This is a genomic window from Oscillibacter sp., assembly GCF_032018205.1.
Classification (GTDB): domain Bacteria; phylum Bacillota; class Clostridia; order Oscillospirales; family Oscillospiraceae; genus Oscillibacter.
The window spans coordinates 86,053-106,930 of record NZ_DALZOY010000001.1; the positions used below are offsets into that span (position 1 = coordinate 86,053).

A 20,878-nucleotide genomic window follows, 5' to 3' on the forward strand; every position below is an offset into this window, starting at 1 on the left:
GACCCGCAATGATATGGCCGCTTCGAGGCGGCAGATGAGAATATATGGGAGAGGGGGATGCCGATGTCGGAGGTGCTTTCACAAAGCCAAATCGACGCGCTACTCAGCGCGGCGCGAAGCGGGGATAAGATTGAAACCGAGGAAGACACGTCGAAGGATAGAAAATACAGGAAGTACGACTTTCGTAGCCCCCGCAAATTTACCAAGGACCGGCTGAAAATGCTGGACAGCATTTTTGAAAATTATTCGAGAAATCTGAATTCCCGCATCAACGGCCTGATGCACACAAGCTGCGAAATCAACGTGGAATCCGCCGAGGAGCAGCGATATTATGAGTTTTCCAACGCCCTGATTGAGGGCGATGTTCTGGCGCTGGCCTATATCAAATACGGGGAGGTGCTGGAAGATACTCCGGCGCTGCTGCACATCAGCAAGCCGCTGCTGCTGAGCATGATCGACAGGATGATGGGCGGCGAGGGCGAGGTGGACGATGAGTTGGACCCGGAGTACACGTTTACCGATCTGGAGCTGAAGATTCTGGAGGGCCTGAGCGAGTATTTTGTGGAGAACCTGGGCGAGAGCTGGCAGAATTACATTCAGCTTGAGTTTCAGTACGGGCGCGTGGAGCCAAATCCCACGATGATTCAACCTCTGGGACTGGATGAAATCGTGGTCATCATGGATTTGACGGCAAAATTTCCAAACTGCGACGGGCATATAAGCGTGTGCCTTCCCGGCATGGTGCTGACCAATGTTTTCAGTGAAATCAGCCGCCTTAACACGGCCCATAAAAGTCAGGACGAGGCGGCGGGGAAAGAGATTTTCGAGTCTCTGAAAACCACGGAGATCGATCTGATTGCGGAAATCTGCCGCACAAAGCTCCAGCTTAGCGACATCTACCACCTGAACGTGGGAGACGTGATTGATTTGAAGCGGCCCAAAAACTCGGCGGTTCATATCAACATCGGCGGGCGGCGCTGGTTTGACGGCGTGATGGGAATACACAACAAAAACATGGCGGTCAAAATAGGAAGGACCTATTACGGGCCGGAGGGAAGGAACGTCGAACAGGATGGCAGATAACATTTTTAACTCCATGGAGCTGGACGCAATCGGGGAAGTGATGAACATCAGCCTCGGTTCCTCCGCCACGGCGGTGTCCAACCTGCTGGATCATCGGGTGGAAATCACCACACCCAGAGTCAGCGTATCCGATGTGGCAGATTTTAATATTGCCGATCTGGAACCTGCCGTGGGCGTGGAGATTCGCTACATATCCGGCTTGGTGGGCAGCAATATCATGCTGCTGCGCCGCAGCGATGTGAAAGTGATCGTGGATATTCTGATGGGCTCGGAGACGCCGGACGAAGAGTTTGAGATGAACGAGCTTACCATCAGCGCGGTGTGCGAGGTCATGAACCAGATGATGGGAGCGGCTTCCACGGCCCTGTCTGACTTTCTGGGGATTCCGGTAAACATTTCTACACCGGAGTCATTTGAACTGCAAGATTTTGACCAATTTAAAAAAGAGCACTTTCCCATGACGGACGGTAAATGCGTGGTTGTGCGCTTCATGCTGAAAATCGACAGCGTGCTGCAAAGCGAATTTATCAATGTCATGTCCGTGGATTTGACAAGGGAACTGCTCTCAGGCCTTGGACTTGGCGAGGATGAGGACGCGGCGCCTCCGGAATCCACTTCCTCGGATCAACTGGCAGCACCACTGGAAGGCGGCCCAAAGCTGAGCCAGTCGGAAATAGAAAAGCTGATGAGCAGTGCGCAGACCGCTCCGCCTCCGGCTCCTGCCGCCTCCGGCGGCACACTGAGTCAGGATGAAATAGAAAAGCTGATGAGCGGTTCGCAGGCGGCTCCGTCTCCCGCTCCCGCTGGAGGCGTGATGAGTCAGGCTGAGATTGAAAAGCTGATGAGCGGCGCTCAGGCGGTTCCCAATCCGGCTCCCGGTCCCGCCGCCTCCGGCGGTACCCTGAATCAGGAGGAAATCGAGCGGTTGATGAGCGGTATGTCGACTCCGGCACAGCCGATTGCCGCCCCACAGCCTCCGATTCCCCCACAGCCCGCCGCCCCGGCCTATCCCGTTCAGGAGCCTCAGGCCATCCCTGGCGGGGCGCCGCCCATGCCGCCCTATGGACAGTATCCGGGCTATTATCCGTCCCAGCCCTATTATCCGGCTCCCGGTCCCGCCCCCGCAGTGCACGCGCCCAGGGTGATTCAATCCGTTCCGGCGGAGATGCCGCACTTTGCAAACGGCGAGCCGCTGGATCAGCAGCAGGCGGAAAATCTGGATCTGCTGATGTCGGTTCCTCTGGAGGTTTCCGTGGAGATCGGACGGGCCCGCCGGAAGGTGCAGGACGTGCTGGCCTTTACCAAAGGGTCACTGGTAATGCTGAACAAGCTGGCAGGCGATCAGGTGGACCTGTTTGTTAACGGACAGTGCATCGCCAAGGGCGATGTGGTTGTCGTGGATGACAATTTTGGAATCCGCATCACCGAGGTTTTAAAAGCCCCCGATCCCAACGAGCTGGTCAAGGGATAAATTCCATGACCCGCGCTGGGAAACTGAAAATAAAACAGATTCAGAAAAAGGAAGGTTTAACATGGCTAAGATTTTAGTGGTTGACGACGCAGCATTTATGCGCAAGGTCATTAAGGACACTCTTTCCAAGAACGGATATACCGAGCTGTTTGAAGCGGTGGACGGTGCGGACGCCGTGGAGAAATATGGGGAGATTCACCCCGATCTGGTCATCATGGATATCACCATGCCCAATATGGACGGGCTGGAAGCCCTGAAAACCATTCGCGGCAAGGACGGCAACGCCAATGTGGTCATGTGCTCCGCTATGGGACAGGAGAGCATGGTCATCGACGCGGTGCGTTCCGGCGCAAAGGATTTCATTGTCAAGCCCTTTAAGGCTGACCGCGTGCTTAAGACGGTGAACTCCATCATCGGTAATCCCTGATTTATGCAGTGGGAGGAAATCGGCACTCTTTTGGGGATGCTGGCGGCTGTCCTCGGCGTGCTGGTTCTCGCATGGCTGTTTACCCGATATCTGGCGGGGCACGCGCCGGGGCTTGGCGGCTTTTTGCCCGGAAGAAGCGGAAAACTCCGGCTGTTGGAGCGTCTGCCGCTGGGACGGGAGCAGTCCCTTGTGATGGTTCGGGTGGGCGAAACCGTTCTCCTTCTGGGCGTCACTGGCAGAGAGATTTCTCTTTTGCGGGAGCTGAGCGCCGAGGAAGCGGAGGCGTGGGACAGCGCGGCGCAGACCGCGTCGCCCGTTGCTGGGGCAGAGGCCCCGATTCCCTTCCGGGATGCACTGCGGGAAGTTTTGAAACAGAGAAAGAAGTAGGAGGAGCATAACGTGACGGACGCACTGGTCAATGTCAACGGGGACAACGTACAGGCCCTCCAAATTCTTTTCCTGACCACGATGATGACTCTGCTGCCCTCGCTGCTGGTGATGATGACGTCCTTTACCCGGTATATCATCACATTTTCCTTTCTGCGCACGGCGATGGGAACGCAGCAGACCCCGCCTAACGTGGTGCTGATTGGGGTGGCGCTGTTTTTAACGATGTTTACCATGAACCCTGTGTTTACCACCATCAAGACCGAGGCATACGACCCCTATGTGGCGGAGGAAATCGGGCAGGAGGAATTTCTTGACCGGGCGCAGGTTCCGCTGAAGGATTTTATGCTGAGAAACACTGAAACCTCTTCCCTGAACCTGTTCTGCGATTTGGACGGGGCTGTGGACCGGCCTGCGGATGAGGCCGCGGCCAAGGCGCTGCCGATGCATGTTGTGGTGCCCTCCTTTATGACCAGCGAGCTGAAGCGGGCCTTTGAGATTGGGTTTCTGGTCTACATTCCATTTATGCTGATCGACGTGGTGGTGGCCTCCGCGCTGATGTCCATGGGTATGATCATGCTGCCCCCGTCCATGATTTCAACGCCCTTCAAGCTGCTTTTGTTTATCGTGCTCAACGGCTGGGAACTGGTGTTCTCAACGCTGGTACAGGGATTCCACTAGAAAGGGGCGATGGCATGGAACTGAATGCGGGCGAGGTGCTCCGGCAGGGTGTTTTCGTGGTGATCCGTCTGGCGGGTCCCATGCTCATCCTGAGCATGATAGTGGGCGTGCTGGTGGCCATTTTTCAGGCCGTCACACAGATTCACGACCAGACGCTGGGCTTTGTTTTGAAGCTGGTGGTCATTGGGCTGGTGCTGTTTATCGGCGGCGGCTGGATGATGAACACGCTGGTGGATTACAGTCGGTATCTGTTCACGCTGATGTTGTAAGGCGGGGCGCGGCATGATCGACTGGGGCAGGCTTACGCTGCTGTTTTACATTCTGATGCGGATGAGCGGCTTTGTAATGTTCAATCCGCTGCTGGGACGGCGAAATATTCCCGGCATGATCCGGGCGGGCCTTACGCTGGTGCTGACGTGGTTCGTTGCCTCGTTTACGAAGGGAACCGCCCCCGTGCCGGTGCATCTGGTTGAGTTTGCCGTCCGGCTGCTGCTGGAGCTGGGCGTTGGCTTTATGGTGGGAATGGCGGTGCAGTTTTTCATTTACCTCATCCCCCAGCAGGCGGGCGAAATCATAGATAACCAGATGGGCATGTCCATGTCCAAGGAATACGACCCCGCTTCCAACATTTCCATGTCCGTCAGCGGTACGCTGTTTACCATTTTGATGACTCTGCTATTTTTCGCGGCAAACGGACACAACACCCTTCTGCGCATCCTGCTGACCTCCGGAGAGATCATCCCCTTTGGGCAGGCGGCGCTGGGACAGGCCGCCATGCAGGCGGGGATAGAACTGTTTATTGAGTGCTTTGTGCTGGGAGTGAAGCTGGCAATTCCAATTTTGGCGGCGGAGCTGCTGGGACAGATTGGAATGGGCGTTTTAATGAAGGTCATTCCGCAGATCAACGTGTTTTCCATCAACATCGAGCTGAAGGTCATTATCGGACTGGTGCTGCTGATGCTGTTTATGTCGCCCATCAGCGAATTTCTGCTGCGGGCGGAAAATCAAATGCTGGTTGCTGTGCGGGAAACGCTGACGGTGCTGGCCCCTTAAAAGGGGGGATGGCAAAAGGGGGGAACGTCTGTGCCAGAGGGCAACAAAACAGAAAAGGCGACTCCCAAAAAGCGACGGGACCAACGAAAAAAAGGCAATGTCTTTCTCAGTAAGGACGCGGTGGCGGTGGCAACGCTGCTGGTGGGCTATATGACACTGCGCATGACCATGTCGAGCGCGGTGGGGCAGATAGATTCCTTTTTCCGGGTATGTATGACTCTTGCGGGGAATCTCTCCTCGGTTTCTCTGGAGGCGCAGCTTCCCGACCTTCTCAAGGAGGGGGCCTACACCCTGTTTATGGCGGTGGGGCCCACCATCTTGGCGGTAGCGGCGACGGCTGTGGCGGCCACCTTCGCGCAGACCCGGCTGCTGGTGTCCGGGCAGTCCATCCAGCCCAAGTTCAGCCGTCTTAACCCGTTGGAGGGCTTTAAAAAGCTGTTTTCTTTGCGCAGCGTGGTGGAGGCTGGGAAGGGCATTATCAAAATCACCATTCTCCTGCTGATCATTTATCGTTTTATCAGTGGATGCATGGTTGCCTTCGCCAATTACTTAAACACGGATATAACCGCCGTTTGCGGCGATATTCTCAGCCGCCTCAGCGGCATGATCCTCCAGATTATCATTGCGTTCGTTGCTCTGGCAGGCTTTGATTTCTACTATCAGTGGTGGGATTACGAGCGCCAGATGCGCATGACGAAACAGGAGATCAAGGAGGAATATAAACAGACCGAAGGCGATCCTCAGATCAAGGGCAAAATCAAGGAAGCCCAGCGAAAAATGGCCCAGTCCCGCATGATGCAGCAGGTGCCTCAGGCGGACGTGGTTATCAGAAACCCCACCCATGTGGCGGTGGCTCTGCGATACAAGCCGGAGACGGATGCTGCCCCAGTGGTCCTTGCCAAGGGACTGGACGAGGTGGCCCTGCGCATCGTGAAAACGGCGGAGGAGCATGGTATCCCCACGGTGGAGGACGTCCCTCTGGCCCGGTCCATCTACGCCTCCGCCGAGCTGAATCGGCAAATTCCGCCGGAGCTGTACGGCGCGGTGGCGGATGTGCTGGTATACGTTTTCCGGATGAGCAACCGGAATTTGAGCAAGGAAATGGAGCTGGACGGGCAGGAAAGCCGTTGACGACTTTGAAGCCGAAGGCTCTCCGAATCTCCCCCAAGGCAATGGGCCAGAACCCAGAAATTAACCGAGGAAAGGCGGAACTGCGATGAGAAGACTTGCAAACAACATCATATCTCTCCTCGTGGTCGTCATCGTCCTGTTTTTGATTCTGCCGCTTCCCCCAATGATGATGGACATTCTGCTGATTATCAACATCTCGCTGTCCATCGTGATTCTGCTGATTACCATGAACATCTCGGACGCGCTGGAATTTTCCATTTTTCCCTCGCTGCTGCTGGTGACCACGCTGTTCCGATTGGGACTGAACGTGTCCTCCACCCGGTTGATTCTCTCCAACGGAGGCTATGCGGGCGCCGTGATTAAGGCGTTTGGTCAATTGATTACCAACGGGAATATTGTCATCGGTGTCATCATCTTCCTGATTATTGTGCTGATGCAGTTCATCGTTATCACCAAGGGAGCCGAGCGCGTGGCCGAGGTGGCCGCCCGCTTCACACTGGACGCTATGCCCGGCAAACAGATGGCCATTGACGCGGATCTCTCCTCCGGCCTGATTAACGAACAGGACGCGCGGACTCGCCGGGAAAAGGTGCAGCGTCAGGCGGATTTTTACGGCGCAATGGACGGCGCAACCAAAATCGTCAAGGGCGACGCCATTATGAGCCTGATTATTACCACCATCAACTTTGTGGCGGGACTGGTGATCGGCATTGTGCAGGGTGGCGGAGACTTCGCAAGCGTTTTGCAGGTGTATTCCATCGCCACCGTGGGCGACGGGTTGGTGTCCCAGCTCCCCGCGCTGATGATTTCCACCGCCACGGGTATGATTGTTACCCGCAGCGTGTCTGAGGACAGCCTGAACAACGATGTGCTCCGGCAGTTCAAGGCCCAGCCCCGGGCGATTATGGTGGCAGGTATCGTGCTTTTATTCTTGGCAGTTATGCCCAACACGCCTCATCTGGCCCTGCTGGTGGTGGGCACCGCACTTACATTTTGGGGCTGGCGAGGCCTGCAAAGCATGCAGACGGAGAAAACGCAGCTTGCTGCGCAGGAGGAAAAAGAGGCTGTCGAGGCCGCGCAGGCTGCCAAGGCTCCCGGAGAAAACGAGTATTATAAGGACATTAACAATATCTATTCTCTGCTGGATGTGGAACCCATTGAAATGGAATTTGGATACAGCCTGATCCCGCTGGTGGACGAGGCACGGGGCGGGCGGCTCATCAGCCGCATCGTCATCTTCCGTCGCCAGTATGCTCAGGACATGGGCTTTGTGGTCCCCTCGGTGCGGCTGCACGACTCTGCAACGCTTGGCACCAATCAGTATGTCATTAAGATTAAGGGCGAGGAGGTCGCCAAGGGCGAAATCCTTGTGGACTATTATCTGGCGCTGGAGCCCACGACTCCCAGCGGCGAGATCGACGGCATTGAAACCATCGAACCGGCATACGGCATTCCCTCCCGCTGGATTTTGCCGGAAAGTCGGGAAATGGCGGAGATTTACGGGTATACCGTCATTGACCCCCTCTCCGTGATGCTGACGCATCTCTCCGAAACCATTAAAAAGCATGTGTACGAGCTGCTGGACCGGGAGGAGACAATCCGGCTGGCGGAAAACCTGAAAAAGGCTGCCCCCCAGTTGGTGGAGGAAACCATTCCCGCTCTGATCTCCTATGCGATGCTGGAGCGGATTTTGCGAAGCCTTTTGAAGGAGGGCGTCCCCATCAAAAACTTGGGCACCATTGTGGAGGCCGCTGCGGACGCCATGAATACCACTCGGGACCCGGATTTGATCACCGAGGCGGTTCGATCGGCTTTGACCCGGACCATTACCCGCCGCTTCTGCGAGCATGGGCAGCTTCGGGTGGTAACGCTGGACGCAGAGGTGGAAAAGCAAATCGTTTCCTCCCTCACCAAAAACGATCAGGGTGTGTATTTGGCAATGGGCGCGGACATGATGCAGCAGATTGTCTCCCAACTGGGGGAATCCGTGAAAAGGTTTGCAGAGTTGGGGCAGACCCCCGTCATTCTCACAAGCCCTGTCATCCGTGTGTACTTGAGCAGAATGCTGTCTCAGTTTTTCCCCAATCTGTATGTGCTGTCCTTCAATGAGATTACAACGGATATTCAGATTCAGGCACTTGGCAACATCACGATGCAGCAGAAGAAGGAGACGGTGGAAAAGGTCTGATTGAATTTTGAAGTCTGGCGCGGCGCATGCGGCTTTATAAGAGCTTTGCGAAAGGAGGGGGCAGAAGCGTGAGTGATACGGCTGTTTTAAACAATCACACGGAAGAAGCTCTCTCCAAAACGCTTCTGACGGAGCGGGAGCTGGAGGCCCTGCCCACCGACGAGCTGCTGAGCCTTTATAAGCGCACGGGAGCGGAGGCGTACAAGTGGCCTCTGGTGCTGCGGTACGAGGGGCTGATTAAAAGCATCGCCCTGCAAATCTGTGGCGTGTACAACGGCTTTGCCCAAGTGGACGACATTGTGAACGAGGGCATTCTCACATTGATGAACTCTGTGGATAAGTTCGACCCCGAAAAGGGCGCGAGATTTGAAACCTATGTGTCCAAGCGCATCCGGGGTATGATTATCGACCTTGCCCGCCAACAGGACTGGCTGCCCCGCAGCGTGCGCCGCCGTGCACGGGAGATTGATCAGGCGGTGAGCAGTCTCAATAACCACTTGGGCCGCTTTCCCACCGACGAGGAGATTGCCGGGCACATGGGCCTGAGCGTGGAGAAGTATCGGGAAGATGCGGCAGCGGCCGCCTTTTGCAACATTGTTTCGCTGGAGGCGCTGTTTGAACGCCGCAGCGAGGGGGACACGGGTGTTTCCATTCCGGCGGCGGAAGACCTCTCGCCGGAGGACAGCGTGCAGCAAAAGGAGCTGCGGGAGCTGCTGGGCGACGGAATCCGGGCGCTGCGAAAAAATGAGCAAATGGTGCTGTCCCTGTATTACGAGCGGGGACTGAATATGCGGAACATCGCGCAAGCCATGGACATCAGCGAGCCCCGCGTGTCGCAGATTCACAGCCGGGCTATTCAAAAATTACGCGTGTATCTGGGGCCCTATATGGGGCAAAAGCCGGAGCGCGGCGAGAAAAGAGAGTGATAAAATGTTCAAGGGCTTTTACAACCTGACCTCCGCCATGCTGTCTCAGGGCAAGCGACTGGACGTGATTTCCAACAACATGGCAAACGTTGCCACCTCCGGCTATAAGGCGGACACCTATACCGACACCACTTTCCGGGAATACGTGGTCAGCCGGGTGGGGAACAAGGACAAGAGCGACCCCGCTGAAATTGGGCCTGCCAGCTATATTTTGGCGCCTAGCCGGCTTTACACGGACTATACCCAGGGTTCGCTGGAAGAGACGGGGATGCCTCTGGACTTTGCCCTTCAGGGAGACGGCTTTTTCGCCGTCCACTCGGGGGACGAGACGGTTTATACCCGCGCAGGCAATTTTGCGCTGGATGAAGAAGGCTATCTGTGCCTTTCGGACGGGAGCCGGGTGTTGGACCCCAACGGAGAGGAGATTCTTCTGGGAACCGACAAAATCAAAGGAGACGCCTCCGGCGGAATCTACACGGAGGAAGGTCTGCTTGTAGCGCAATTGGGCGTTTTCTCCTTTGAGGACAATGCAGAGCTTCAGCGTAACCCACAGGGCTATTTTACCGGCGACGGCGCAGAGGCCACGGTCGGAACCAGTGTTCTCTGGAAGACGCAGGAGCGGGCCAACGTGGACCTTATTCAGCAGATGACCGGCATGATGACCGCCCAGCGCGCGTTTCAAAGCGCGGCGGAGGTAAGCCGGATGTACGACCAGCTAATGACCAAGGCGGCAACCAATTTGGGCAACGTATAAAGGACGGTGAGCGGATTTGAACAGTTCTTTCTATACCGCCGCGGTGGGCGCGGCACAGCAGCAGCAGCGGATGAACGTGCAGGCGAACAACATCGCCAACGTGAATACATACGGATTTAAGGCCCAGAAACCCAGCTTTTCCTCCCTGATGTACGGCAACGTGGCCGGAGCGGAGGGGGCAGAGCTTCCCCGTGGCTCCGGCGCGAAGATGTCCATGGCGGGAACGGACTTTGCAGACGGCGCACTGTCCGAAACCGGGCAGAAGCAGGATTACGCCATTATCGGCGACGGTTTTTTCGGGCTTTATGATCCCGCCAGCGGGGAAGTGTCCTATACGCGGGACGGGTCCTTTACTCTCTCTGAGTTTCAGCGCCAGAAGCTTTCGGCGGACGGTGAGCAGGAACTGGACGAGGAAGGCCAGCCCGAGATGGAAACCGTGTTTATGCTCTCTGACGGAATGGGCCGGTTTGTCCTGAACGACAAGGGCGCGGTGACCGAGGTGAAGGACCGGGAGGCGAAACAGCCGGTGGGCGTGTTTGACTTTGCGAATACCGACGGGATGCTCCGCATGGGCGAGAACCGCTATATCCCGGTGGCGAAAAACGGTCAGGTTCGCTTTGGTACCGGCGCCGTTCGCCAGGGTGCACTGGAAGCTTCCAACGCTGATTTAGCGGAACAAATGACAAAAGTCATTGAAGCGCAGCGCAGTTTCAGTTATAATCTAAGAATGGTCACCGTTACGGATGAAATTGAGACTACGGTGAACAACCTCAGGTCCTAAGGGTGCGCCTCCGGCGCGGAAAGGGAAGTCGCATGGAGATTAAAAGTTATGAGGATTTGAACGGGCTGGAGATTGATACGCTCAAGGAGATCGGGAGCATTGGCACGGGAAACGCCGCCACGGCGCTTTCCCAGATGATTGGCAAAGAGGTCCGCATCACTCTGCCGGAGGTTCGGATTATGGGCTATAACGAAGCCATTGAGTGGATTGGCGGGCCTGAGGCCATCACCGCCGGGGTTTTGAGCCAGCTTGGCGGCGAAATCAACGGCATTATGCTCTCCGTGCAGCAGATGGATTTCATCAATCTGGTGCTGTCCAATGTGCTGGGAAAGCCTGTGTCGGATTTCAATATGCTGCGGGAAATGGAAATCTCCACACTGGTGGAGGTGGGCAACATCATGATTTCCACATTTATCAACGCCCTCAGCGGTCTTGCCGACATCTCCATCCGGCTGACGGTTCCGGCCTTCGCCGTGGACATGCAGGGCGCGATTCTCACGGTACCCATGGCGGCTTACGGCGGCCAGTCGGACTATATCATGACCATCGGCGGCAACTTTGTGTGCGACGGAAGGCAGGTTCCCTGCCGGCTGCTGCTCTCGCCGGATATCCGGTCTTTGAATTTCCTCCTGCGAAAGTTGGGCGTAATGGATGAATGACAAGCTGATTGTCGGTATTGCCGACATGAAACTGGCGCAGGAGGGTGAGAAGCTGATTACCTATGCGCTGGGCTCCTGCATTGGAATCTGTCTGTACGAGCCGAATCGCCGTCTGGCGGCGCTGATACACATTATGTTGCCGCTGAATATGGAAACCGGGCGGAAAAACACCTTTAAATATGCGGATACCGGCATCCGCGCCACACTGCGGGAGATGGAGATGAAGGGCGCTTGCCGGGCTGCCATCACGGCGAAAATTGCAGGCGGAGCCCGCATGTTTGAGGTTTCCGGTGGTAGCCTTGGCAATATCGGTCAACGCAACGGAGAAAGCGTCCGTCAGATTTTGAAGATGGAGAAAATTCGGCTGGTCTGGGAAGATGTGGGCGGTACCGTTGCCCGCACCATGGAGTTTGACGGCGCCACGGGAAGCGGTATTATTCGATCCTATGGATATCCTGAAATTAAATTCTGAGCCGATGGCTTATGGGGATTCCCCAATTAAATAAACAGTGTGCTGCGCCGGGAACCGACACGCCCGCAGAGTCGGAGGCCTTCTCCGGCAAATGGGCGGGCACCGTGAAAGGAATGACGTTATGGGACAGAGCAACAGCAATATTTTGCTGGAAACGGGAACCAATGAAATTGAAATTATGGAGTTCACCGTCAATGATAATCTCTTCGGCATCAACGTGGCCAAGGTCCGGGAGATTATGCTGTCCGCGCCGGTGAAGTCCATGCCACACGTTCACCCGGCGGTGGAGGGTATTTTTAAACCGAGGGATCAGGTAATTACGGTCATTAACCTGCCGAGGTTTCTGGTGGACACGGACGTGGAGAAGCAGGGCAAGGACTTGTTTATCGTCACGAATTTCAACATGATGTACGTTGCTTTCCGGGTCCACAGCGTGGTGGGCATCAGCCGTATCTCCTGGCGGGACATTCAAAAGCCGGACAAGACCATTTCCGGCGGCGCGGACGGCGTGGCCACCGGTATCGCCCAGTGCGGCGACGATTTGGTGACCATTCTGGACTTTGAAAAGATTGTGGCGGAGATTGCTCCGGAAACGTCCATTCAAGTCGGTGAAATTGACCGGATGGGGCCCCGGATTCGCAGCGACCGGCCCATTTACCTCGCGGAAGACTCCCTGCTTTTGAGCCAGATGATTCGGGAAGCGCTGGGCAAGGCGGGCTATACCAACCTGCATGCCTATCCCAACGGACAGGAGCTGTGGGACGAGCTGATACAGATGAAGGCCCGGGGAACCGCACCGGACGAGGTGGCCATGGTCATCACCGACATCGAAATGCCTCAGATGGACGGGCATCACCTGACAAAGCTCATCAAGGATGATCAGCTTCTGCGGAAAATTCCCGTGGTGCTGTTCTCCTCCCTGATTTCCGAGGAAATGAGGATTAAGGGCAAGCAGGTGGGTGCGGACGAGCAGCTTTCCAAACCTGAAATCGGACATCTGGTATCCGTCATGGACCAGCTTTTGAGCAAGGCGGCCCCGGCGGAAAAAGCATGAAAGCGATGAGTGGGAATGAGAAAGGACCGAAATAAGAACAAATACATCGTCCGCCAGCCCATCCGTAACGCTCAGAAGCAGTCCATCGGCTACGAGATTTTGTACCACGGAGAAAATCAGGCATTCTGTGGGCTGATGAGTGACAAGGAATTTGCCGCTGCGGACACGGTGTATAACTTCCTGATTCAGAACACCGACAAGCTTTTAAAGGGTTCGTTTTATTTTATGACCTTTACGGCCACGCTGCTGCTGAAAAAAACGCCGGACCTGTTCGATCGGTCGGAGCTGGTGATTCAGATTGACGACAGCGTGATCATTCATCCGGCGGCGCTGGGCGCTGTGCATGAATATGCAGCCAAGGGCTATCGAATCGCGGTGAACGAGTTTCAGTTTCTGCCCCGGTATCTCGCATTGCTTGACACAATCGACTATCTAAAGCTGAATTTTGCCACCACCAGCGAAGAGAAGCTTAAAAATATCATCGAAATTGCCCACAGCCTGAAAAAACTGTGCATTGCCACCAATGTGGACACGGAGGAGCTGTATGCCAAGGCGGAAGAACTGGGCGTGGACGCCATGGAGGGCACCCGCGTGGCGGAGAAGCTGGCCACCAAAATTCACAACAGCGGCTATCTGCAAAGCAACTTCTTCCGCCTGATTGTGGCCATGAGCCGGGAGGAGCCTGAGATTGGCGAGGTGGAGGAACTGGTTTCCGTGGACGCCACCTTGAGCTATGCGCTGCTGCGGCTGGCCAACTCCTGTTATTTTGCCCGCCGCAACCGGGCCACCACCGTGCGTCAGGCCATCATGACAGTGGGGCTGAACCAGCTTCGCCAGTGGGTCTATCTTCTCAGCGCCAACAACGCAGAGAACGAGATGGATGCCGACGCGGAGGAATTTTTGAAGCTGTCCCTCCTGCGGGGCACTTTTTGCAGCAAGCTGATGAAGTATGCCACAGGCATGGCCATTTCCACATCCGATGCATACCTTATGGGTATGTTCTCCACGCTGCACTATCTGATTGACGCGCCAATGGAGGAAATATTGGAGGAGATTCCGGTTCCGGAGGCTGTCAAGGCCGCGCTGCTGCACCGCGAGGGCAGAGCAGGTCAGCTTTTTGAGCTGGCACTATGCTATGAGCGGGCGGACTGGAACGGGGTTGCCGCCGCCACAGAAGCGCTGGGCATCCCGGCGAACCTGCTCACGGGGACTTATTTTGCCTGTGTGGACGACGTGAACAGCATCTGGACGCAGGTGACCAACCCTCGCCCGGACGACGGCTGAGCCAGCATTTGAAAACATGAAGAGCGCTCCTCCTCTGCAATTAAGCAGAGGAGGAGCGCTTTTATCGACATATCAAACGACTGCTTGTGGAAGCACTGATTTTCAGTTCACATATAAAGAAGCTCCCGCCGCATACGCGGCGGGAGCTTTTTCTTGCTTGTCTCGCAACCCTCGTCCTGTCGGTGGAAAATACGAAGTATTTTCTTCCGACGCGCCCCGTCTCCCTATCCCGCGAAAGCGCTCTGCGCTTTCGCGGGAAGAGGAGGAGCAAGGGAATGAAGCGACGTTTTCGCCCCAAGGCGGAAACAGAGCGAAATGGACTTTGCTCCGACGACTTACTGCAGCAGCTGCAGCACGCCCTGAGGAACCTGATTGGCCTGAGCCAGCATGGCCTGAGCGGACTGAACCAGAATGTTGTTCTTGGTGTAGTCCATCATTTCCTTGGCCACATCCACGTCGCGGACAGTGGACTCGGCGTCCTGGATATTCTCGGTCATGACGCCCAGGTTGTTGATGGTGTGGTCCAGACGGTTCTGGAGAGCACCCAGCGTGCCACGGGTGGAAGAAACGCTGTTGATGGCGTTCTTCAGCTTGTCAATGGCGGCGGTAGCGCCCTCCTGCGTGGAGATATCAATGCCGTCAATGCCCAGCGCGGAAGCATGCATGTCGCCCACCGAGACAGACAACTGGTTGAACGACTCAGCAGTGTCGCCAATCTGCAGGGTCAGACCGCTGCCGTTGGAGGTGACATTCAGAGTCGTAGCCGTAGAATCGTAGTTGACTGTGACATTCTTGATGCCGTTGTCTTCCAAGGCTTTTTGGAGATTGGCAGTCGTAGCGGCAGCATCTGAGCCAAGTTCAACGCCAATGGTTCCATCCGGAACATCGGCAGTATTTCCACCCGGAGCAACAAAGGAGAACGTCTTACCGCCAATGGAAACACTGTCTCCACCAGCCAGAGCCGCACCGAGGGCAATGGATTTACCAGCACCGGTGCCAGCAACCGCGCCATCGGCGGCCGCAGGGGCAGCCAGAGCGTCGGCGTCGCTGTCGCTGGTGGCAAGGCCAGTGACCTGAGGAGCATTAGCACCCTTGGTCTTGCTGGTCAGAACCAATTTCTGACCGTCGTTGGAAACATCGAACATGCCGGAGAGGGTGGAGTCCTTGGAAATGGCCTCGCGGATGTTCTTAAGGGTACCGGCGGCGTCTGCGCCGGTCTCATACGTCACCTTTGCATTCTTGGAGGTTCCATCGGTGTCCGTATAGGTAACAGTAAATTCAAAGGACTTTGCTGATGTGCCTGCACCAACTGCTCCGCTCGTGAAGCTGGAAGCGGTAGCTGCAATATCTGTGGTAGCATCGGCCAGAGCTGCGCCGTCGATAACAGCCTTACCAACGGATACATCGCTTCCCAGAGAGCCGTCCAGCAGCTTGATGCCGTTGAAGTTGGAGCTGTCGGCGATACGGTCGATTTCAGAGGTGAGCTGGGAAACTTCCTTCTGGAGGTTCGCCCGGTCAGTCTCGTTATCATAGGTGCCGTTGGCGGACTGGTCAGCCAGAGTCACCATGCGGTTGAGCATGTCGTGAACTTCGGTCAGCGCGCCTTCAGCGGTCTGCACCAGGTTGATGCCGCTCTTGGCGTTGGAAGAGGCCTGCTCCAGACCGGAGATCTGCGCCCGCATCTTCTCGGAAATGGCAAGACCGGCGGCGTCGTCGCCTGCGCGGTTGATCCGATAGCCGGAAGACAGCTTCTCAAGGTTCTTGCTCAGAGCGGAAGTGTTGCTGGAATAGTTGCGATAAGAGTTCATCGCCATGATATTGTGTTGGATACGCATAATTGTTACCTCCATGTATTTTAGGGGCGGGAATCCTTTCCCTGCCCTTTTTTATAGGCGGCGCTTCCGGCTTCAGAGGCCTCATGAAACCTTTGGCGGCCGCACAGGGGATTTTACCCTTGTATCCCATATATCGTCCGCTTTTTCCAAAACATAAGGGGCTTTTCAGAAAATTTTCTGATTTCGCCCAATTCCGCATTTCGCACCGCCTAAGAACCCTCCGCATACGATATCAGGACGGGAGCGCGAAAGGCGCGCCCGGTAGGTAAAGGAGGATTCTGCCATGACGATCGCTCTTGAGCACGTGGCGCTGACCTATCAAGCAATCGACGGAGAAATTGAGGCGCTGCGGGATGTGTCGTTTGAGCTGGAGGAGGGAGAATTTCTGGGTCTCGTCGGCCCCTCCGGGTGCGGCAAATCCACGCTGCTGAGCCTGATCGGCGGTCTGGAACCGCCTACCTCCGGAAGAATTTTAATAGACGGGAAATCCGTTGTCGCCCCCTCGGAACAGGTGGGGCTAATGCCCCAGCGGGACCAACTTTTCGAGTGGCGCACCGTGTGGGGCAACGTGACGCTGGGACTGGAGCTGCGGGGCGAACGAGACCCGGAGCAATATGAACGCGTCCGGGGACTTTTGGAGCAGTATGGACTGGGGGCGTTTATCAACAAGCGGCCCTCCCAGCTTTCCGGGGGAATGCGCCAGCGCTGTGCCCTAATTCGCACCATGGCCGCAGGGCCAAAAATGCTTCTGCTGGACGAACCTTTTTCCGCGCTGGATTATCAGACGCGGCTGTCCGTCTCCGCAGACATTCACGACATTATCCGGCAGGAGGGGAAAACCGCCCTTCTGGTTACACACGACATATCCGAGGCCATCAGTCTTTCCGACCGGGTGGTGGTTTTGAGCCGCCGCCCCGCCGTGGTGAAGTCCGTTCACGATCTGGGGGCGCTGCGGAATTTAAAGCCCATGGAACGGCGGGACGCGCCGGAGTTTCGCGGGTTTTTCAACGCCATCTGGAAGGAGTTGGATTTTAATGCCTGATTTAACTCTCTCTCCCCGGCGGCTGGCATGGCTGCGCTGCCAAAAGCGCCAGCGGTCCGCCGTGCGTGTGGTGCAGATTTTTTTGCTGCTGTTCTTCCTGATTCTATGGGAAGTCTCCGCCCGGTTGGGGTGGATTGACGCGTTTATTTTCAGCTCTCCGTTCCGCGTGGCAAAAACAGTGTCCGTGCTGTATCAAAGCGGGGACCTGTGGGTACATCTGTGGACCTCGTGCGCGGAAACGGCGGCGGGGTTTATTTTGGGGACCCTCACCGGTACGTTGGTTGCGGTACTTCTGTGGTGGAGCAATTTTCTCTCCCGCGTGTTGGAGCCGTATCTGGTGGTGCTCAACGCCCTGCCCAAAACGGCGCTGGGGCCGATTTTCATTGTCTGGATCGGCGCGGGAACCTCCAGTATCATCGCCATGACCCTTGCAATCTCCTTGATTGTCACCATTCTCAACATGCTGGCGGGTTTTATCTCCACCGACGGAGAAAAGCTTCGGCTCTTGAAGTCCATGGGGGCGAGCCGGGGGCAGATTTTACGAAAGCTGGTGCTGCCCTCCAATCTCCCTACGTTGTTCAACACCCTGCGGGTCAATGTGGGCCTTTCGTGGGTGGGCGTTGTGATGGGCGAATTTTTGGTTTCCAAAGCCGGGCTTGGGTACCTGATTGTGTACGGCTCCCAAGTGTTTAACATGGATTTGGTAATGGCCTCTGTGCTGGTCCTGGCGGCGGCGGCGGTGGTGATGTACCGAATCGTGCTGTGGCTGGAAAAATTTTTAAAGAAACGTTTAGGAGTGATCGCATGAAAAAACTGTTTGCCCTGCTCTGCGCCGTGGCCATCACGGCGTCCCTGTGCGCCTGCGGAAAAACCGAAACGCAGGAAACCGTTACCGTACAACTGAATGAAGTAACCCATTCCGTGTTCTACGCGCCCCAGTATGCCGCCCTGAAGCTGGGCTTTTTTGCCGACGAAGGGCTGGATGTGGAGTTGACCAACGGCGGCGGGGCCGACAAGGTGATGACCGCCGTTCTGTCGGGACAGAGTGACATCGGCCTAGCCGGGCCGGAGGCCTGTGTTTACGTATACAATCAGGGAAAAACTGATTATCCCAAAGTCTTTGCCCAGTTGACAAAGCGGGACGGCTCTTTCTTGGTGGGACGGGAAAACGTTCCCTTTAACTGGGCCGACTTGAAGGGAAAAACTATTATCGGCGGACGCGCCGGAGGAATGCCGGAAATGACCCTTGAATACGTCATGCGGCAAAACGGGGTGATTCCCCATGTGGACGCGGTGGTAGATACCTCTGTGCAGTTCAACATGATGGCGGGTGCTTTTACAGGCGGAAACGGAGATTATGTCACATTGTTTGAGCCTACCGCCACAGAGGTGGAGGCCGCCGGGAAGGGCGTAATTCTCACTTCCATTGGTCAGGAAAGCGGAGAAATTCCCTACACTGCATATTTCGCCTCTCAGGGGTACATGGAGAAAAATCCCGACGTGATTCAGCGGTTTACCAACGCCGTTGCCAGGGGGCAGACATGGGTGCAGGAGCATTCCGCCGCCGAGATTGCCGAGGCCATTGCCGATCAGTTCCCCGACACAGGCGTGGAAGTGCTGACAAAAGTGGCCCAGCGCTATAAGGACATCGATGCATGGAACGCCACCCCCGTGATGGAAAAGTCCGCGCTGGAGCGGCTGGAGCTGGTGATGGAAACCGCCGGTGAGCTGGCCCGCGAGGATTGGGTGAATTTCGACGAGCTGGTGGACAACAGCTTTGCTCTGGCGGTAAAATAAAAACGTTATCGCGCAAAAATGCCCGGAAGGCTATTGGCCTTCCGGGCATATATTTTCAAGATTTTTTATCCCCCGTCTGTCCCATTTGCGGAAACCCCGGTTTCCGCGAAGGCGCAGGCGCAACGCAGCGGTGTGAGGTTTCGGCGCAGCCGGAAGCGAGCATAGCGCAGTTTGCGACACTACGCGTCTCCCGTCCTCCTCGCGGAAACCCCGGTTTCCGCGAAGGCGCAGGCGCAACGCAGCGGTGTGAGGTTTCGGCGCAGCCGGAAGCGAGCATAGCGCAGTTTGCGACTAAGCCAGCCGCTGGTTCAAAAATTCCTCCCGGTTGAGAAGGAAGTGGACATAGCCGCAGCCTTGGGAGACACGCTGCATTCCCACCTTTTCAAAGGCCCGAAGAGAACGCAGATTGTCCGCGTGCACGTTGGCGGCAACGGTGTTGGCCCGCCGTTGAAAAAATGCGGTTTCCAGACACCGGATAATGGCCTGCGTACCGTATCCGTTGCCCCAGAGGGTCTGCCGCCCGATGGCCACCACCAGCTCATAAGCGTCGTTCTTCTTCAGCTCCGCCAGACGGACGAAGCCGATGGGTTCCGGGTCCTCTTCCCGGCAGACAAAGAAAAACCGGCCCTGCCGGTTGAGCTGGCAGGTGAGAAACACCGGGTCGGGCGTCTCCCGCAGACGGGAGGTGATGCTCCGGTCTTCATTCAGATAGCGTGTGACGGCGGGATTTTCCAGCCAGCTAATCAGCCGGTCGGTGCGGGGTTGGTTGATGTCAGGATGCAAAAAAACAGAAGGAGCTCTCTCCATATCACTTACCTCACAGTAAAAAATACTCAAAAGCCCTTCCTTGCAATGCAACGACGGTTCTTTATTATTCAGTTCCCGCGGCATTTTGATTTGCGGTTGAGTCCAGTATATCACAGGCGGTTTGGAAAAGCAAGCCCACAAACCCTTGGAACAGAAACCGCCCGGAAAACCACTGGTTTTCCGGGCGGTGCTTCCTATTAAAGGGGAAGAGCGCGCACCGCTCCGTCCTCCAGCAGGTAGAGATGCGTCTTGTCGCCGGAGAGGAGATAGGTGCCCGCGATTACGTTTGCCTGCCCCGCTTCACGCGGGAGATAAACCTGAAGCTTCAGGCACAGGATGCCGTCCACCAGCACCGCGCCGTCCATGGGGTACACGGAGTAGTCCCGCAGGCTTTCCGCCTCCAGACCCAGTTTGGCGGGGGAGAGGGATTTAAGAAAATCCACCGCTTCCACATAGGTCATCGGTTCCTTTTCCGTTTCCGCCTCGCTCACGGTCCCCTCCGGGCGAGTGAGGGTAATCTGGCAGTTTTCAGTGGTCCAGGAAATGTCCATCCGCAAAAGCCACCCGTCCTCGGACGCGGCCTTCGCCAGAGACACAAAACCCTCTTCGTCGGCGTAGTTGGGCGGGTCTGTCACGGCGCCATTCTCATCCACAATCCGAAAGCCGCCATCCTCCGTCGTCAGCCGCTCCACATACTGGCGCACGCTCTCCCCGCCGGTTTCCAGCTTTTGATAGGTGTAGTAATACGCCTCGACCGGAATGCTTCCGGCCCCAGAGGATGCGGCTGCGTCCGCCGTGTCCGGCGTTTCCATGTCCGTCAGCTCGCCGCTGTTTTCCCGGCCCAGTACGGAGCTGAGGGATTCCACTGTGTCTTCGCCCAGCGCATATTCTTCCGGCGGCTCCAGTGCCGCTGCGTTTCGAAAAATCAACTGATAGACCGCTGTCCCCAAGCACACGGCGGCGGCCAGGGCCAGAGGAATCAAAACGCGCCTTTGTTTTAACATATATTTGCCTCGCTTCTGTTTGTTCAAGAGGGGCTCACAGCT

Annotated in this window: 22 protein-coding genes; 19 read left to right on the top strand and 3 right to left on the bottom strand. The window is 56.3% G+C overall.

Features of this window, described 5'->3' with window-relative positions; all coding sequences use genetic code 11:
- Positions 1-63: 63 nt before the first annotated feature.
- From RTU96_RS00370 to RTU96_RS00445, 16 genes are all read left to right on the top strand, one after another.
- Positions 64-1,083 (top strand): FliM/FliN family flagellar motor switch protein, encoded by a 1,020-nt coding sequence (locus tag RTU96_RS00370; RefSeq protein WP_312634277.1) that lies wholly within the window; start codon positions 64-66, stop codon positions 1,081-1,083.
- Complete coding sequence (gene fliN, locus RTU96_RS00375) at positions 1,073-2,554, top strand: flagellar motor switch protein FliN (RefSeq protein ID WP_312634278.1); 1,482 nt, start codon at positions 1,073-1,075, stop codon at positions 2,552-2,554. The genes RTU96_RS00370 and fliN overlap by 11 nt, the downstream gene beginning before the upstream one ends.
- Before the next feature lie 61 nt (positions 2,555-2,615).
- Positions 2,616-2,981: a response regulator gene (locus RTU96_RS00380; protein ID WP_293010314.1), complete on the top strand. Its 366-nt coding sequence runs from the start codon at positions 2,616-2,618 to the stop codon at positions 2,979-2,981.
- Positions 2,982-2,984: 3 nt separating this feature from the next.
- A complete protein-coding gene (fliO, locus tag RTU96_RS00385; protein WP_312634279.1) occupies positions 2,985-3,368 on the top strand; it encodes a flagellar biosynthetic protein FliO in 384 nt (127 codons plus the stop codon).
- Positions 3,369-3,380: 12 nt separating this feature from the next.
- Positions 3,381-4,049 carry a flagellar type III secretion system pore protein FliP gene (gene fliP / locus RTU96_RS00390; RefSeq protein WP_312634282.1) on the top strand — a complete coding sequence of 223 codons (669 nt, stop codon included), beginning with the start codon at positions 3,381-3,383 and terminating at the stop codon, positions 4,047-4,049.
- Positions 4,050-4,063: 14 nt separating this feature from the next.
- Positions 4,064-4,318, top strand: coding sequence for a flagellar biosynthetic protein FliQ (locus tag RTU96_RS00395; RefSeq protein ID WP_293010311.1), 255 nt, complete (start codon positions 4,064-4,066; stop codon positions 4,316-4,318).
- Positions 4,319-4,331: 13 nt separating this feature from the next.
- Positions 4,332-5,102 (top strand): flagellar biosynthetic protein FliR, encoded by a 771-nt coding sequence (gene fliR, locus RTU96_RS00400; protein WP_312634283.1) that lies wholly within the window; start codon positions 4,332-4,334, stop codon positions 5,100-5,102.
- 30 nt (positions 5,103-5,132) lie between these two features.
- A complete protein-coding gene (gene flhB, locus RTU96_RS00405; RefSeq protein WP_312634285.1) occupies positions 5,133-6,233 on the top strand; it encodes a flagellar biosynthesis protein FlhB in 1,101 nt (366 codons plus the stop codon).
- 85 nt (positions 6,234-6,318) lie between these two features.
- Positions 6,319-8,421 carry a flagellar biosynthesis protein FlhA gene (gene flhA, locus RTU96_RS00410; RefSeq protein WP_312634286.1) on the top strand — a complete coding sequence of 701 codons (2,103 nt, stop codon included), beginning with the start codon at positions 6,319-6,321 and terminating at the stop codon, positions 8,419-8,421.
- 68 nt (positions 8,422-8,489) lie between these two features.
- The gene (locus RTU96_RS00415) at positions 8,490-9,347 is read left to right on the top strand and encodes a FliA/WhiG family RNA polymerase sigma factor (RefSeq protein ID WP_312634287.1); all 858 of its coding nucleotides are present in this window, start codon (positions 8,490-8,492) and stop codon (positions 9,345-9,347) included.
- 4 nt (positions 9,348-9,351) lie between these two features.
- The gene (locus tag RTU96_RS00420) at positions 9,352-10,101 is read left to right on the top strand and encodes a flagellar hook-basal body protein (protein ID WP_312634288.1); all 750 of its coding nucleotides are present in this window, start codon (positions 9,352-9,354) and stop codon (positions 10,099-10,101) included.
- A 16-nt stretch (positions 10,102-10,117) separates the two neighbouring features.
- Complete coding sequence (locus tag RTU96_RS00425) at positions 10,118-10,882, top strand: flagellar hook-basal body protein (protein ID WP_312634289.1); 765 nt, start codon at positions 10,118-10,120, stop codon at positions 10,880-10,882.
- A 32-nt stretch (positions 10,883-10,914) separates the two neighbouring features.
- Positions 10,915-11,541, top strand: a complete 627-nt coding sequence (locus RTU96_RS00430) for a chemotaxis protein CheC (protein ID WP_293010304.1) — start codon at positions 10,915-10,917, stop codon at positions 11,539-11,541.
- Positions 11,534-12,013 carry a chemotaxis protein CheD gene (locus RTU96_RS00435; protein WP_312634290.1) on the top strand — a complete coding sequence of 160 codons (480 nt, stop codon included), beginning with the start codon at positions 11,534-11,536 and terminating at the stop codon, positions 12,011-12,013. Before RTU96_RS00430 ends, RTU96_RS00435 begins: the two co-directional genes overlap by 8 nt.
- Positions 12,014-12,134: 121 nt before the next feature.
- Positions 12,135-13,067, top strand: a complete 933-nt coding sequence (locus RTU96_RS00440) for a chemotaxis protein (protein WP_294852516.1) — start codon at positions 12,135-12,137, stop codon at positions 13,065-13,067.
- 15 nt (positions 13,068-13,082) lie between these two features.
- The gene (locus RTU96_RS00445; protein ID WP_312634291.1) at positions 13,083-14,351 is read left to right on the top strand and encodes an HDOD domain-containing protein; all 1,269 of its coding nucleotides are present in this window, start codon (positions 13,083-13,085) and stop codon (positions 14,349-14,351) included.
- 335 nt (positions 14,352-14,686) lie between these two features.
- Here the strand turns inward: RTU96_RS00445 and RTU96_RS00450 are convergent, their stop codons facing one another.
- Positions 14,687-16,186 (bottom strand): flagellin, encoded by a 1,500-nt coding sequence (locus RTU96_RS00450; protein ID WP_312634292.1) that lies wholly within the window; start codon positions 16,184-16,186, stop codon positions 14,687-14,689.
- Positions 16,187-16,469: 283 nt separating this feature from the next.
- On the opposite strand from RTU96_RS00450, the gene RTU96_RS00455 reads away from it, so the two are divergent.
- From RTU96_RS00455 to RTU96_RS00465, 3 genes are read left to right on the top strand one after another with little or no spacing between them, the layout of a single operon-like run.
- Positions 16,470-17,228, top strand: a complete 759-nt coding sequence (locus tag RTU96_RS00455; protein WP_294852522.1) for an ABC transporter ATP-binding protein — start codon at positions 16,470-16,472, stop codon at positions 17,226-17,228.
- The gene (locus RTU96_RS00460; RefSeq protein ID WP_312634293.1) at positions 17,221-18,036 is read left to right on the top strand and encodes an ABC transporter permease; all 816 of its coding nucleotides are present in this window, start codon (positions 17,221-17,223) and stop codon (positions 18,034-18,036) included. The genes RTU96_RS00455 and RTU96_RS00460 overlap by 8 nt, the downstream gene beginning before the upstream one ends.
- A complete protein-coding gene (locus RTU96_RS00465) occupies positions 18,033-19,025 on the top strand; it encodes an ABC transporter substrate-binding protein (protein ID WP_312634294.1) in 993 nt (330 codons plus the stop codon). The genes RTU96_RS00460 and RTU96_RS00465 overlap by 4 nt, the downstream gene beginning before the upstream one ends.
- A gap of 291 nt (positions 19,026-19,316) precedes the next feature.
- Here RTU96_RS00465 and RTU96_RS00470 read toward each other — a convergent pair whose 3' ends face one another.
- Together RTU96_RS00470 and RTU96_RS00475 are read right to left on the bottom strand one after the other, a co-directional pair.
- Entirely contained in the window at positions 19,317-19,832 is a 516-nt protein-coding gene (locus tag RTU96_RS00470; protein WP_312634296.1) for a GNAT family protein, read from the bottom strand.
- 197 nt (positions 19,833-20,029) lie between these two features.
- Positions 20,030-20,836 (bottom strand): hypothetical protein, encoded by an 807-nt coding sequence (locus RTU96_RS00475; protein WP_312634298.1) that lies wholly within the window; start codon positions 20,834-20,836, stop codon positions 20,030-20,032.
- Positions 20,837-20,878: the final 42 nt, after the last annotated feature.

Coding starts and splice junctions, on each gene's coding strand:
- RTU96_RS00475 (WP_312634298.1), bottom strand. CDS start 20,836: ATGTTAAAACAAAGGCGCGTTTTGATTCCTCTGGCCCTGGCCGCCGCC.
- RTU96_RS00465 (WP_312634294.1), top strand. CDS start 18,033: ATGAAAAAACTGTTTGCCCTGCTCTGCGCCGTGGCCATCACGGCGTCC.
- RTU96_RS00370 (WP_312634277.1), top strand. CDS start 64: ATGTCGGAGGTGCTTTCACAAAGCCAAATCGACGCGCTACTCAGCGCG.
- RTU96_RS00420 (WP_312634288.1), top strand. CDS start 9,352: ATGTTCAAGGGCTTTTACAACCTGACCTCCGCCATGCTGTCTCAGGGC.
- RTU96_RS00380 (WP_293010314.1), top strand. CDS start 2,616: ATGGCTAAGATTTTAGTGGTTGACGACGCAGCATTTATGCGCAAGGTC.
- flhA (WP_312634286.1), top strand. CDS start 6,319: ATGAGAAGACTTGCAAACAACATCATATCTCTCCTCGTGGTCGTCATC.
- RTU96_RS00460 (WP_312634293.1), top strand. CDS start 17,221: ATGCCTGATTTAACTCTCTCTCCCCGGCGGCTGGCATGGCTGCGCTGC.
- RTU96_RS00450 (WP_312634292.1), bottom strand. CDS start 16,186: ATGCGTATCCAACACAATATCATGGCGATGAACTCTTATCGCAACTAT.
- RTU96_RS00470 (WP_312634296.1), bottom strand. CDS start 19,832: ATGGAGAGAGCTCCTTCTGTTTTTTTGCATCCTGACATCAACCAACCC.
- RTU96_RS00430 (WP_293010304.1), top strand. CDS start 10,915: ATGGAGATTAAAAGTTATGAGGATTTGAACGGGCTGGAGATTGATACG.
- RTU96_RS00395 (WP_293010311.1), top strand. CDS start 4,064: ATGGAACTGAATGCGGGCGAGGTGCTCCGGCAGGGTGTTTTCGTGGTG.
- RTU96_RS00435 (WP_312634290.1), top strand. CDS start 11,534: ATGAATGACAAGCTGATTGTCGGTATTGCCGACATGAAACTGGCGCAG.
- RTU96_RS00445 (WP_312634291.1), top strand. CDS start 13,083: ATGAGAAAGGACCGAAATAAGAACAAATACATCGTCCGCCAGCCCATC.
- fliR (WP_312634283.1), top strand. CDS start 4,332: ATGATCGACTGGGGCAGGCTTACGCTGCTGTTTTACATTCTGATGCGG.
- RTU96_RS00440 (WP_294852516.1), top strand. CDS start 12,135: ATGGGACAGAGCAACAGCAATATTTTGCTGGAAACGGGAACCAATGAA.
- fliO (WP_312634279.1), top strand. CDS start 2,985: ATGCAGTGGGAGGAAATCGGCACTCTTTTGGGGATGCTGGCGGCTGTC.
- fliN (WP_312634278.1), top strand. CDS start 1,073: ATGGCAGATAACATTTTTAACTCCATGGAGCTGGACGCAATCGGGGAA.
- RTU96_RS00455 (WP_294852522.1), top strand. CDS start 16,470: ATGACGATCGCTCTTGAGCACGTGGCGCTGACCTATCAAGCAATCGAC.